The following is a 13,191-nucleotide window of genomic DNA, read 5'->3' as shown; positions in this document are numbered from 1 at the left end:
CTCAGTCGACTTCCGGGCCGGAGCTTCCTCGGGTGACCTCGTCAGCCAGGACCCGGATGTGAGCCAGGAGCGCCGATGGGTCGGCGGCCAGGTCGAGTGCGTGGCAGACGATCTCGATCCCGGCGTTGCGTACGACGTGCCGGGTCGGTGGGTGCGCACCGAGGGCGTAGACCAGGTGCCCGCGAGACAGCCGGTAGGCGACGCAGTAGGCGAGCATCTGGTAGACGTCCTCGCGGGCGGTGTCGGCCTTGTACTTGGCATCGACCACCGCGCCCACCTCGGCCCGGCTCCGCCGCCATACGATGTCCGGCCGCAGTTCCAGGCGGTCCCGGTCGTCCAGGTGGTGACGTGCCTGGAAGCTGACCACGCCGCCGTGTGTGGACACGATCGCCGTACGGAGGGCGGCCGAGAGGAAGTCCTCGTACACCCGCCACATGTCGAGTAGGAAGGCGTTGGACAGAACGCCACCCCGGCCAGCCTCGATGGAGGTGCCGGCGAGCACCAGTTCGGCGAGCCGGAGCGCGATGACCAGCCGTTCGTTGAGCCGCGTCCGACGCCACTGCGGCGCGGGCTCCCCGGGTCGCAGCCGGGGGATGCCGGCCAGCCGCGCGGCGAGGTGTCGGAGCATCCGCCGGGAGACGGCGTCGATCCCGGGCACGCGCAGCATCCGGTCGATCGCGGTGGCGAGAATGCGGTTCTCCGGGATGTCGACCGTGTACTCGTCGTGGCGGATCTCCAACGGCAGGGGCAGGCCCGGCCGCCGACTCAGTTGTGCGGTCTCGCGGAGACGACCGCGCAGCACCGGGGAGGTGTCGTCGACCGTCCGGTAACCCTGGAGCAGCCCCTGACGCAGCGCCCGGTCGGTCTGCCGCCACAGGGCAGCCGCCAGTGCCGGCACCAGCCCCGCGTGGGCGGCCAACGGTACGGTCTCGTCGCGCCAGCCCGTCGGGTTGCGGGCGTAGCCGACGAGGAACAGCAGTCGTTCGATCGGCACCTTGGGCTCGATGTGCAGCTCGACGGTGCCGATCCGGGCCGCACCGACCTTCCTGCCGGCGCGTACGGTCCACAGCCCGGCAGCCGGTCCGGGCCGCACGTCGACGACACCGGCCACGGCCAGCCGGCGGGCCTCGTCGGCGTCGAGGCGCACCTGCACGGCGGGGCCGGCCTCGCGGAGCTGGACCAGCGTCATGGCCGGGGCGGCAGTGACTCGCGCAACGCGTCGAGGCCGTACCGCTGCTCGACGTCGATATCGTCCGCGTAGTGGTGCTCGACGAGCAGCGGCAGGATGTCGTGCCGCCACACCCGGTCCAGCCCGTCGGGTCTGGTGTGCACCGACTCCCGCATGAGGTGCGACGGGCCGACCGCGTAGTCGGCGTCGGCGAGCCGCCCGTTGAGCGCGTCGAGCAGGTCCGGCGCGTCCGAGTCCAGGCCCTCCCGGTCCAGCCAGCGGCGCAGCAGGCCGGCGACCGGGGGCTTCGTCGGATGCAACTCGACGAACGCGAAGCGACGTCGCATCGCCGCGTCGACCAGGGCGACGGACCGGTCGGCGGTGTTCATGGTGCCGATGACGTAGAGGTTCGTCGGCAGGGTGAAGTCCCCGGCCGAATACTGCAACCGGATGCGCTGGTCGCGGTATTCGAGCAGGAAGTACAGCTCGCCGAAGATCTTCGCGAGATTACCCCGGTTGATCTCGTCGATGATCAGGATGTAGGCGGTGGAGGGGTGTTCCCGGGCTTCGTCGGCGAGCTGGCGCAGTGGACCGGAGGTGAGCTTGAACCGCAGCGTCCCGTCGTCGCCGCTTTCCGGTCGGAAGCCCTCGAAGAAGTCCTCGTAGGTGTAGGAGGGGTGGAACTGGATCAGCTGCACGGCGTGCGGCTCGGTCAGCCGGGCGGCCAACTTCTGGGCCAGGTATGTCTTGCCGGTCCCCGGCGGCCCGTAGAGGATCACCTGTCGCCGCTCGGCGAGCAGGTCACGCAGATCGGTCAGCCACCCGATGTCGGTGAGCACCTCGGCGGCGGTCTGCGGGGTCACGTCTGCCAGCCGGGCCTCCGGGGCAGGTTCGACCCTCGGCTGCTCGGGCACCAGGTCCGCGAAGAGCCGGTCCAGCGCGTCGAGGGCGTCGGTCAGGTCGATCAGGTCGTCCTGACTCTGCGTCAGGGTGGGCAGCGGCCCGACCAGGTCGGTGAGGTCGCGGGGCGATCCCACGTTGAGCCAGCGGGCCGGGCGACGCAGGTTGGATCGCCGGTCCGGCGACTCGACGAAGTAGGCGGACCCGTCGACGTGACCGAGATAGACCTCGCCCCGGTGCATGGTCATCAGGTAGTCCCCGGGCCGCATCTTGCGCAGGAACGCGCTGAAGTAGCCGAACAGCTTCTCGCGGACCGAGTAGCTCTTGTGTCGGTACTCCTCCTCGACGACCTGCTGGAGGCGCTGCGCGTCCACCTCGTCGTCCAGCTCGGGTAGCTGTGAGGCGGCGAGCGACACCCAGCCCCGGGCCAGCCAGTCCGGTACGAGGTCCACGCCATCGACGTTCGAGCCGCGCACCAACCAGGCCCGGCGGGGGGCACTCTCCAGTCCCATCGTCTCGGCCTCCGTCAGCCGCTCCCACAGGAAGTCGGCGGTAATCCGCTGTGCGGCGTTGGCGTGCCGGCCCTCGAACTCGACCCCCTCCTCGGCCAGCTGGGCACGAAGGTCGTTGCCCCGGTGCTTGACGTGTTGGTGCATCGCCAGCGGCACCTGGCCGTCGGCCTGGAGGACCCGGTGCGAGTTCTCGACGTAGGTCTCGGCGAGCAGGTGGGCGATGTCGTCGGCCGAGCCGTCGACGAGGTCGGCGAGGTCGTCGTAGGCGGTCCAGGAGCCGGAGGGGACGAGTTCGAGTGCGCTGGCGAGGGTGTGCAGTCTGCTCTCGTACTTCTTGCGGGCCAGCTTGCGGTTCCGGTACACCTCGCGGTACCGGCGACCGATCTCGGCGTAGAGGTCTTCGGGGGTCGGATAGGTGTCGAGGGCCTTCCGGCCCGCTTCGGTGATCCACCACAGGCCGTCCCGTTTCACCAGCCAGCCGGCCGTCGCGGCGTCTCCGGTGTGGAACCTGGCCGCCACGTTCCAGGCGGGCACGCCGTTCTTGTGCGGTTTCCGTTCGACCTCGGTCAGGTCGATCCGTTTGGCGACCTCGTCGAGCACCTCCCGGCCGTGCATCCGACCGCCGTTGTCGCTCAGCACCTCCAGACAGGTGCGCACCAGCAGCCCGTTCCGGATCGTCTCTGACATCACGCTGACCTTTCGGAGGCGGCGATCGGCGATCACGACACCCTACGGTCCGTGGACACGAGGGAGCTACGGGTGTCCGGCGTCGCGCGGTGGTGGGTCTGGGCGGGCAGGTGAACGGTCAGGCGACACCGGCCACCGGATGACGCGGTCCGTGCCCGGGAGCGGGTGCCAGCGGGGACACGAAGGGCTGGCCCGACCGGATGGTGCGGGTCATGGCGTCGTACCGGTCAAGGATCAGATGCTTCGTCCGGTACTCGCCGTGCGTCCGCTCCTCACGTTGCCGGAACACCGTGAAGGAGTCCAGGACGTGCTCGACCTCGTCGCGGGCGAGGCCGTAGAGCTGGAAGTAGGCCGCGTCCAGCTCGGCGCGGATCAGCTCCCGCCGCTGCGGGTCCCAGACGAACGGTGGTCCGTCGTCGCCCAGGTCGCGGGCGTATGGCGTGAGGTCGTCGGCGGTGTAGGTCAGCTCCAGCACCCGGGCGGTGATCCAGGCCGCCAGGTTGGGCGCGGCCGGCTCCCACGGCACCGGCTGCTCGTAGCTCTCCGGCGGCATCACCGGCAACTGCTTGACGACGAAGTACGCCAGCGAGGTGCCGGAGAGCTTCTGCCGTGTCACGTAGTCGGCCACCATCGCGCTGAGGTTGGCATGCAGGCAGGCTGCGGAGGCGGCGGCGGGGAACATCAGCGGAAACTTGTGGCCGACGCCTGCTCGCGGAATGACCGCCGGGATCAGCGAACGTTCGTCGGTGCTGCGGCAGATGTCCCGCCAGCCGAGCAGCCAGCCGCGCGGCCACCGCTGTCCGAGCCGGTCCGCCACGTCCTGTTCGGCAACCCAGTAGCGCGGCAGCACGGTCGCCGTCGGGTCCCGGTGGGCCTCGTCGCCGAGCCTGGGCAGCGTGCCGACGTTGAGCTGGGCTTGCGTGGCCCCCGCGTACGTGCCGAGCCGGTGGTCGAAGTGGTGCACCATCTTCGCCTCGTGCAGGGGCAGCATCCGCTCCCCGCTCCGGACGAAGACGTTGCGGTCGAGCCGCCAGCCCGCTTCGACGAGTCGGTCGAAGGTGTGGAACAAGGCCGAGTCGGTGGCCATGTTGAACAGGCCCTGACGCAGCCAGAGTCCCCACCGGTTGCCGTCGGGGTCGTCCTCCCGCCAGAGCACGGGCACGCGACGGTAGATGTCGAGGGTGATCTCGGCGTCCCGACGGGACAGGAAGACCGGGCAGGTGCCGGTATTGGGGTTGAGCAGTTCGATCTCGCCGGGCGTCAATCGGTAGGCCCGGGACGCGAGGTCCGCGACCTTCCGGGCCCGGAAAGCCAGCGAGGCCGTGGGCGCGGTTCGCGGGGGCCCGGCCATCGTCAACAGGGCGAAGCGGAGGGCGTGGTGCACGTTCGCGAAGAGCTTCTCCTCATTTTCGAAGTCGTGGAGCGACACGAGGCTCCCGCCGCTCACCACATCCTTGAAGAAGGCCTGGGTGGTCGCGTCGGTCGCGATCCCGGTGGGCAGGATCATCCCGAGCATGCTGTTCGGCGCGGCGACGGCCCGCGCGGCTTCGGCGAACACGACGTACGTGTTGAGTCGGCCGGCACCGGTGAGCGGGTATCTGCCCGAGGCGCGGATGAGGTGGCTCACTCCGCTCACCTCGCGTTGCGCGGTGAGCAGCTCGCCGTGGAGCTCCTGGCCGGTCGTCCGCAGGGCTCGGACGAGTTCGCGGCGGGCGGCGGCGTGCTGCGCCCCGGCGATCCCCTGGTCGCGGCCGGCGAAGAACTCCTCCTGCTTGAGTTCGATCTTCTCCCAGGGCGGGTTGGTGAGGATGCAGGAGAAGCCGCCGGTCCAGCCGGTCGCCGGGTCGACGCCGACGCCGTCGGGTGGGACGGGGAAGATGTGCGGGAACTCGATGTGCCAGTGGAAGAAGCGGTACTGCCGGCTCATCGTCGCCACGATCTGGCGGGCCGCGTCGACCGCGCCGCCCTGTTCTCCCTCGGCCAGTCGTTCCCGCATCCCCTCGGTGATCGCGTACGGGCGGGTGCGTTCGGTTTTCGGCCCGACGAACGCCGCGCACCAGGCGTCGGCGAGCAGCCGCTTGTGCGCGCGTTCCTCGTCCAGCGACGCGGCGCGTTTGGCCTGGACGTGCACGTCGGCCAGTGACTCGCAGGGGGCCAGGTGGGCGATCGCCCGCGCCTCCTCGGCGAGGTCGAGGTTGACGCCCCCGGTGTCGCCAAGGGGCCGCTGGCCGCGCCGTTCGGCGGCGTTCTGCTTGCGGAGCGCGGTGACGACCGTGCGGTCGTCGCCGTCGAGGGCGGCGAAGGCCGAATCCGGGACGCCACCGCGCAGCATGGCCGGCGTCGCGCCGAGCAGGGAGTTGCCGACCCGGATGTTGGCGTCGAGATAGCCGAGCGGCTTGCCGGGTTCGACCGCTTCCAGCCAGAGCGACACCTTGGCCAGTTCGGCGGCCATCTCGTTGAGGTCGACGCCGTAGCAGCACCGGCTGACGACGGTGCGCAGCGCGGCCCGGACGGCGTCGACGCCGGGTTCCGGCTCGTCGGTCTGCTCGGCGGCCAGCCGTTTGGCGAGCCGCCGGGCGGCGGCGATGAGGAAGTGCCCGGACCCGACGGCCGGGTCGCAGATGGTGATGGCGAGCAGGGCCGCCTCCCGTTCGGCCCGGGTCGGCTTGTCGCACGCCTCGTCGAGCAGCGGCTCCAGCGTGCCGTCGAGGAGGCTGTCGACCAGTGTGGTCGGGGTGTAGTAGCTGCCGCTGCGCTTGCGGTCGCTGCCGTTGAGCCGGGAGAAGTGGAATCGCCTGCGGGTGGCGTCCCAGTGCGGGTGCAGTTCGAGGAGGGCCTCGTAGACGCTGCCCAGTTCCTCGGCCCCGAGGTGCCGGAAGTCGACGAGTTGCCGGCCGCCGCGACGCCTGGCCAGCACGCTCAGCGCCTCGACCGCCTGGAGCAGCGCGGCGTTGGTCAGTTCCGCGCCGCAGAGCGGGTCGTCCAGGACGCTGTGCTCGAAGATCCCGCCGATGCCGGGCAGGCCGACGGTGCGGGAGCCGGTTTCCGAGCCGAGAATGCGGAACACGAGTTTGACGCTCTGCCACAGGTCGCCGTGGCGGGAGTAGCGGCGGACCATCGCGAGCCGGCGCAGCCGCTGCGACGACAGGTAGGTGTCGTAGTGCCGGTGCGCGACCTGGTCGGCTGCCGGGTCGAGCAGCAGGTCGCGGTCCTCGACGACCATCCAGAAGAGCAGCTTGTAGATCAGCCGGAGCAGCGAGCGCTTGAAGTCGCCCAGCGACAGTTCGGTGCCGATGACGTCGCGCAGGTGCTGGTTGGCCGGGTGGTCGAGGAAGCCGGTGCCGAGGATTTCCAGGGCGGCCTCGACCCCGCCGCGCAGCCGGGTGAGGGCCCGCTCGCCCTGCTTCGCGCCGTACGCCCGCCACTGCTCCAGCAGGCAGGACGGCGGCCCGACCTCCTCGTCGCGGACCTTGAGCCGGCTCGCGTGCGCCATGCGGAAGAGCAGCACGAAGTCGGGGAACAGCTCGCCCTCGAAGATCGACTGGAGGTCGAACTCGATGTACGAGGACCCGACGAGGCTGGTCGAGTCGCGCAGCAGGCGCAGCCGTTGACCGTTGGACAGCACCGCCCACAGGTGCCTGTCGCTCTGGTTCAGCAGTTGCTGGACCATGGCGTGCGGTGCCGCGCCCGCCGGGCCGCCGGCCCGACCGGTCCGCCGGTCGAGCTCGGCGTGCCACGGCAGCAGGTGCATCGGCACGGTGCGCCGCCACCAGTGGCTGACCGGGAACGACCGTTCCTCGACGGGGATGCCGCCGGCCAACGGCTCGTAGTCGCCGTAGTGCAGCTCCCGCAGCAGCGGACGGAGCCATTCGTCGCGGGTCAGTCGCGCGACCGACGCCGAACGGCGCGTCCGCCGTTTCGTGAAGTCGAGGTAGGTGTCGCGTAGGTAGAGGTATTTGGCATTGGCCAGCCGCCGCACGGATTCGCTGGCGGCCAGGTCGTAGGAGGCCGGGTCGATGCCGGGGACGTCGGGATCGCCCTCGCCGATGCGCTGTACCACGCCGCCGGGCAGCAGGCCCCCGACCACCTGCACGGCCGGATACGACAGTGCCATGTCCGCCCTCCCCAGGCCGGCAGAACCCAGAGCTGACACCCGGCAACGAAATGATCACTCGGGGTGTCGAACCGAGCCTATAGATCCACCTGCATGCCTACAAGGCCGCAGGGGGCGACCGGTTGTCGCCTTGTCGTCACCGGAGCTGACCGCGTCGCTGCGGGACGGGGCCGCCCGCCAGGCGGGACCCGACGAAGGGCCGCCAGCGACAGTCCACATTGGCCACCGGTCGGCCCCGCGTGGCGGGTGCCGGCAACGCGCACCATGATCCAGGATCTTGGGGCGCGCGGCCCTTACGCGCCTTGTCCCCGACGCCCGCACGTACGGGTGCATCCGCTCGACCGAACCAGGAGTCCACAACGTGATCAACAGATTCGCCGGCAACTGCGGCACGTGCCGACGACGGGTGCAGGCCGGGGCCGGACAGCTGATCAGGAGCGGGGCCGGCTGGATCACCTACCACGACGGCTGCGCCCCGGTCGTGACCGCCCCGCCGCCGGGCACCCACCACGGGTGGCACGACCTGCCGGTGGTGGGCTTCGACATCGAGACCACCGACAACGAGCCGTTGGACGCCCGGATCGTCTCCGCCGCGCTGGTGTACTCCGACGGCACGACCGCACGGTGGCTCATCAATCCGGGCGTGCCGATCCCACCCCGCACCACCGAGATCCACGGGATCACCGACGAGATGGTGCGTAGCACCGGACGACCGGCCGGGGAGGCGCTGGCAGAGCTGGGCGCGGCCGTCGGGAAGGTGATCGCCGACGGGACGCCGCTCGTCGCCTTCTGCGCCCACTTCGACGTCACGACGTTGCACGCCGAACTGGCCCGGCACGCCCTGCCGGCGCTGGACTGGGACCGCGCCGTCATCGTCGACCCCTCGATCCTGCACCAGGAGGTCGAACCCCGCTGGTACGGCAGCCAGAAGCTCGGTGACCTGTGCCGGTACTACGAGGTGCAGCTCAGCTCCGCCCATGACGCCACGAGCGACGCCCGCGCCGCCGTCGGGATGGCGCTGTCGATCGCGGCCCGGCACGAACGCATCGCCCGGATGCTCCCCGACGACCTCCACCGGGCGCAGGTCACCTGGTACGCCGCGCAGAAGCGCAAGCTCCAGGCGTACTTCGACCGGCAGGGCCGCGACGAGCGGGTCAGCCTGGAATGGCCGCTGGAGACCAGGCGACGCCGATAGGCCACCCCTTCTCAGCCGCCAGTCCGCACCGAATCGAAACAGGTCAGGGCCAACTACCTTCGGCCAGTTGAAGAGAGACCCGGTGCGCGAACCGGATCGCCCGGCAACCGGCCAGGCCGTTCAAGACGTCGTCCACGCTGAGCTTCGGCCGTCCACCTCTCCCGGTGGCCTCTGCCTGCTGCACGATGATGTCCGCGATTCGTTCCGGGTCATCGTCCAGCAGCAGGCAGAGGAAGTCGTCCGGGTGCAGCGCCTCAATGGCGTACGGTGCGAGCGCGTGGTCCGGGAAGTCGCGAAGGTTGGCGGTGACGATCACCTCCGCGTCGGCGGCCACGGCGGCGGCGAGCACATGGCGGTCCTTGGGATCGTTGGTCATTTCGGCGACGAGGTGCTCATAGCCCGCGACCATCGCGGTTGGGAAGTGTTCTCGCATGACCTCGACCCTGCGTTCGGCCTTGGCACCGGGCACCGACGGCGGCAGGTTCCGGCGAACCTCGTCGAGGATTGCCCGCGTCCAGAGCGGACGGTACAGGTCCTGCTCGGCGCAGCGCAGCAGGGTGTCGGCGAGGACGCTGGGCACGAGGACGCAGGCGTCCAGCACGGCAACGATCATCAGCGGTCGGTCACTCGTCCGGCTGGTCGGCTGACTGCTGGCGACCGCGCCGGATCGCTTCGTCATAGACGCCCATGTCGATTGCGTCCGCCGTCAACTCGTCCAGGGCCTCACGGCGCGCTCTCGACCGGCGTTCCTTGTAGGCCAGCACGTCGTGCAACGCGACGCGGCGGCTGGAGTTGGGGCGGGTGTAGGGCAGCACCCCGTCGTTCATCAGCTTGACCACCGTCGGGCGGGTCACGCCCAGGATCGCGGCGGCCTCCCCGGTCGACAGCTCGACGTTCTCCGCCATCACCCGCACCGGCCGCCCGCGACCGAGGATCGACACGACTTCGGCGAGGGCCTCACCCACCACGGGCGGCACGTCGACCGGTTCTCCGCCGTCGACGATCAGTTGCAGCCGCCGCCCCCGCAGCGACCGCCGGGCGAAGCGCCGCAACTCGTCACCGTTGGGCGCCGATCCGCCTGCTGGTACCACCGTCACAAGACCCTCCGGCGTCATCGATCCCGCCACCACGATACCCGCCAAAGCGAAAAAAACGATAGGGTTAGCCGACAGGCCCGGTCGGCAGGTGGATGCGGTCGGCCGGCACCCCGGCGGCGAGCAGCCGCAGCCGCGACCCGGCCAGCATCGGCGGCGGCCCGCACAGGTGGACCTCCTGCCCCGGCCGGTAATGGTCCAGCGCCACGGTCAACGCGTCGCCCCGCTCCCCCGCCCCGGCCAGCGGATCGTGCGAGAACGCCGGCACCAGGGTGAGCCAGTCGTGGGCGCACTGGAGCTTGTCGAGGCTGATCGCGTCATGCAGGTCGGCGAAGGTGCGTGCGCCGACGACCAGGGTCACCCGCCGCCCGGCCGGTGCGGCGGCGACCTGCTCGACGAGGGCGCGCAGCGGCGCGAGGCCGGTGCCCCCGGCCACCAGCAGCAGGTCCGCCCGCGAGGTCGGGTCGAGGCCCAGCCCGACGTCGTGTGGTGGGCCGAGCCAGAGCGGGTCGCCGGGGCGTACCGCGTGGACCAGCGCGCGGGAGACTGCGGCGACCGCCCGGACATGCAGTTCGACGGTGCCGTCGGGGCGCGGGGCGTTAGCCGGTGAATACCAGCGCCACCGGCCGGGCCAGCGCCCGGTGCAGACCGGCACCGCCTGGCCAGGGCGGAACGGCAGGCGTCGCCAGGGGCGTACGGTCAGGATGGCGACGCCGTCGGCGGGCCGGTCGTGGTCGATCACCTCGGCCGGCCACCAGGCCGGGCCACCACCGGCCCGGGCGACGGCGGGGGTCACCGCCGCCGACGCCCGCCGGGCGGCCACCGCCCAGGCCGCCGCCAGCTCCGGCGTCCCGGGCGCGTGCCGGCCGACGGTGGCGGTGAGCGCGGCCTCGACGGCCACCTGGTGCGGCAGCAGGCGGTAGCGGCGGTAGGCGTGGCCGAGCACGGCCAGCAGCGCCGCCCGCCCGGCCGGGTCGTCGCCGCCGCTGGCGAGCCGCCCCAGCGCGGCGAGGAACACGGCCGCCTCCCGCTCCGGCAGCCGCCCCGGGCAGCGCTCCTCGACCGCGCACCAGAAGTCGTCGGCCGCCGCGCGGGCGTACCGCAGGGTGGTGGACCACGACGCGGCCAGGGCGGCGGTCACGCGCCGGCCTCGTCGGCGAAGGCCCGCCGGGCCGCGTCCACCGCGCCGGCCGGCACGTCCAGCGCCCACAACACCCCGGCCAGGTAGTCGACCACCCGGCAGTGCTGCTCCTCGGTCAGGCCCAGGCCGCGCCACGCCCCGGCCGCCGGCCGGGCGATGTCCCCCGCCGGCCCGCCGAGCGCCACCGTGAGAATCAGCGCCAGGTGTCCGGCGAGCCGGACCCGATCAACCCCGATGAGGTACGGCGCCAGCTCGGCGTCCGCCGCCACCAGCCGCAGCCACCGGGCCACCGCGTCGCGCACCCCCGCCGACCCGAGCGCTTCCAGGGGGTACGGCCCGAGCCCGGTCACGCCCGGATCCAGGTGAAGTCGTCAAGCACCACCGCCATGGCACGCCCTTCCGTCGAGATCGCGAAGTGGACCGGCACCGGGGCGGGCGGGGACGGCGCAGACGCGATGGGGGCCGCGCCCCGCCGGAACCCAGCACCCGCCCCGGGCCATGCGTCCACCCTGGCCAGAACGGCACTCCCTCGGTACGACTACGCTCTGCACCTACGCTGTACCAGTTCTGAAGTCGAGTCGCTGAACTGTTGGCGGCCGGTATCGAAGCGATCGGGGGCGGATGGATGACGACCGTGCAGAGGTGGACCGGCCGGGAAACCCGGGCGCTGCGCCACGCCCTGCGGATGAGCATCCGCGACTTCGCCGAGCACCTCGGCGTCAGCGATCGCACGGTGTCCAAGTGGGAGGCCGGCCGGGAGACGGTGCAGCCCCGACCCGAGATGCAGGCAGCTCTCGACACCGCCCTGCGGAGGGCCAGCGAGGAGGCGGTGAGCCGGTTCAGTGCAATGGCGGGTGAGAGTGCCGTTCCTGCTGCCGCTGGCGGATACCGCATCCAGTCCCACAAGTTCATCCCCGCGTTCATCGGAGCGGAGGCAGCGAAGATCCTGGCCGGACTGCCGCAGGTGAATCCGCGTCCACACGAGTGGCTACAGGTTTCGGCGACGAGGGTCCCGCATCCGAGCGGTCAGTGCACGGCTCACGTCTTCGCCTGCGGCGTGGTGGTGTTCCACCTCGAACAGGAACTCACCCACCCGAACCTTGCCGAATTCGCCGCCTGGCGGTACGCCAGTTACGAAGAAGACCTGCCCTGGGCCACCCGTGAGGTTGGACAGCTCCTGTCGGATCAGACCGAGTGCCGGGCGGCGGCACCGGAGTATGTGATGTCGATGTATCTCCTGCACGAGCCGGGATGCCGCCGCGAGGACCTGGACAACGCCGTGCGATTGTTGAGCCTGCCAGCTGTCCTGGTCGACCGCCACGCGACGCCTCGACCACAGCCCGTTCCGGAGCAGGTGGAGCGAGGGCTGTTGACCGAGGGAGTCGACCAACTCCCCGCCGAGCCATTCGGCATCGCTGGCGTGTCCGTCGGCTTCGCCGCCTGGTCGGGGCTGGCCTACCACGCGATCTCGCCGGACCGTGCCCTCACCGCTGATGAACTGCTCTCGCTGGAGATCGACGTGCAGATGTTCTGGGCCTACTGCCGGCACATCCAACAGGCAGTGGAGGAGGGTCGAGACCCCGTGATGCCGCAGCGGTTCGGCTGGCGCTTCCTGAGGGCCGCCCACTCGCGACTCACCACTGCACGAGTCCAGGAAACGGCACAGCACTGCCTGATGCGTGAGGCAGCCGTGACGACGAGCGGCCTACCGGACCGCCTGGCACAGGCCCAGGCGGCGCTTCGCGAGGCTGAGACGATGAGAGTCGGAGTCAGCGCATGAGCAGCACGCGGGCGGCGTTGGTCGTCATCGACATGCAGAACGGCTTCATCAACGACCAGAGCCGGCACGTCATCCCCAAGGTCGTGGAGCTGGTCGAGCGGTGGGAGGCCACGGGACGGCCGGTCGTCTTCACCCGCTACCACAACTACCCGGGCAGCCCCTTCGAAAGGCTGATCCACTGGTCGAAGGTGCAGCACGCCCCGGAGACGGACATCGTTCCCGAGCTACAACCACACGCCGATCGGGCGCGTGCGGTGATCGACAAACGCATCTACTCGTACTTCACCAGCGAGGGAGCGGACATCGTTGCCCGGGAGGGCTGGACCGACCTCGTGTTCTGCGGTGTCGCCACCGAAAGCTGCGTGCTGAAGTCAGCGGTGGACGCCTTCGAGCGTGATCTCACCCCATGGCTCGTCACGGACGCCTCGGCAAGCCATGGCGGTCCAGTCGCCCACGACGCCGGCCTGCTGGTTGCCCGCCGCTTCATCGGAGCAGGGCAGCTCATCAACGCCAGCGAGGTGAACGTGGATGCCCGCGGGCGGGTTGGCAGCCAAATCGATCCGTCGTAGGAGTCCGCTTGGATATCGACGGGGCAAAACG

Annotated in this window: 10 protein-coding genes; 3 read left to right on the top strand and 7 right to left on the bottom strand. The window is 70.9% G+C overall.

What is annotated here, in order from left to right:
- Position 1: 1 nt before the first annotated feature.
- From ACWCHM_RS04915 to ACWCHM_RS04905, 3 genes are all read right to left on the bottom strand, one after another.
- On the bottom strand, positions 2 to 1,189 hold the full coding sequence (locus ACWCHM_RS04915; protein ID WP_454221610.1) for an McrC family protein: 1,188 nt from the start codon (positions 1,187 to 1,189) through the stop codon (positions 2 to 4).
- Complete coding sequence (locus tag ACWCHM_RS04910; protein ID WP_454221609.1) at positions 1,186 to 3,267, bottom strand: AAA family ATPase; 2,082 nt, start codon at positions 3,265 to 3,267, stop codon at positions 1,186 to 1,188. Before ACWCHM_RS04910 ends, ACWCHM_RS04915 begins: the two co-directional genes overlap by 4 nt.
- Before the next feature lie 118 nt (positions 3,268 to 3,385).
- Entirely contained in the window at positions 3,386 to 7,381 is a 3,996-nt protein-coding gene (locus ACWCHM_RS04905; RefSeq protein WP_454221608.1) for an Eco57I restriction-modification methylase domain-containing protein, read from the bottom strand.
- 361 nt (positions 7,382 to 7,742) lie between these two features.
- Here ACWCHM_RS04905 and ACWCHM_RS04900 point away from each other — a divergent pair, with 361 nt between their 5' ends.
- Positions 7,743 to 8,576, top strand: a complete 834-nt coding sequence (locus ACWCHM_RS04900; protein ID WP_454221607.1) for an exonuclease domain-containing protein — start codon at positions 7,743 to 7,745, stop codon at positions 8,574 to 8,576.
- Between the two features lie 43 nt (positions 8,577 to 8,619).
- Here ACWCHM_RS04900 and ACWCHM_RS04895 read toward each other — a convergent pair whose 3' ends face one another.
- The 4 genes from ACWCHM_RS04895 to ACWCHM_RS04880 are packed head-to-tail and all read right to left on the bottom strand — an operon-like array spanning position 8,620 to position 11,161.
- Positions 8,620 to 9,189, bottom strand: coding sequence for a PIN domain-containing protein (locus tag ACWCHM_RS04895; RefSeq protein ID WP_454221606.1), 570 nt, complete (start codon positions 9,187 to 9,189; stop codon positions 8,620 to 8,622).
- Between the two features lie 10 nt (positions 9,190 to 9,199).
- The gene (locus tag ACWCHM_RS04890; RefSeq protein WP_454221605.1) at positions 9,200 to 9,718 is read right to left on the bottom strand and encodes a helix-turn-helix domain-containing protein; all 519 of its coding nucleotides are present in this window, start codon (positions 9,716 to 9,718) and stop codon (positions 9,200 to 9,202) included.
- A 19-nt stretch (positions 9,719 to 9,737) separates the two neighbouring features.
- Complete coding sequence (locus tag ACWCHM_RS04885) at positions 9,738 to 10,811, bottom strand: FAD-binding oxidoreductase (protein WP_454221604.1); 1,074 nt, start codon at positions 10,809 to 10,811, stop codon at positions 9,738 to 9,740.
- Positions 10,808 to 11,161, bottom strand: a complete 354-nt coding sequence (locus tag ACWCHM_RS04880; RefSeq protein ID WP_454221603.1) for a globin — start codon at positions 11,159 to 11,161, stop codon at positions 10,808 to 10,810. Before ACWCHM_RS04880 ends, ACWCHM_RS04885 begins: the two co-directional genes overlap by 4 nt.
- A 275-nt stretch (positions 11,162 to 11,436) precedes the next feature.
- Between ACWCHM_RS04880 and ACWCHM_RS04875 the strand changes: the two genes are divergently transcribed.
- Together ACWCHM_RS04875 and ACWCHM_RS04870 are read left to right on the top strand one after the other, a co-directional pair.
- A complete protein-coding gene (locus ACWCHM_RS04875; RefSeq protein ID WP_454221602.1) occupies positions 11,437 to 12,591 on the top strand; it encodes a helix-turn-helix domain-containing protein in 1,155 nt (384 codons plus the stop codon).
- Positions 12,588 to 13,160, top strand: coding sequence for an isochorismatase family cysteine hydrolase (locus ACWCHM_RS04870; protein WP_422755284.1), 573 nt, complete (start codon positions 12,588 to 12,590; stop codon positions 13,158 to 13,160). The genes ACWCHM_RS04875 and ACWCHM_RS04870 overlap by 4 nt, the downstream gene beginning before the upstream one ends.
- The last annotated feature ends 31 nt before the right edge of the window (positions 13,161 to 13,191 follow it).

The sequence above is a fragment of the Micromonospora sp. SCSIO 07396 genome (assembly GCF_053667945.1).
This window is presented reverse-complemented; position numbering and strand designations above follow the sequence as displayed.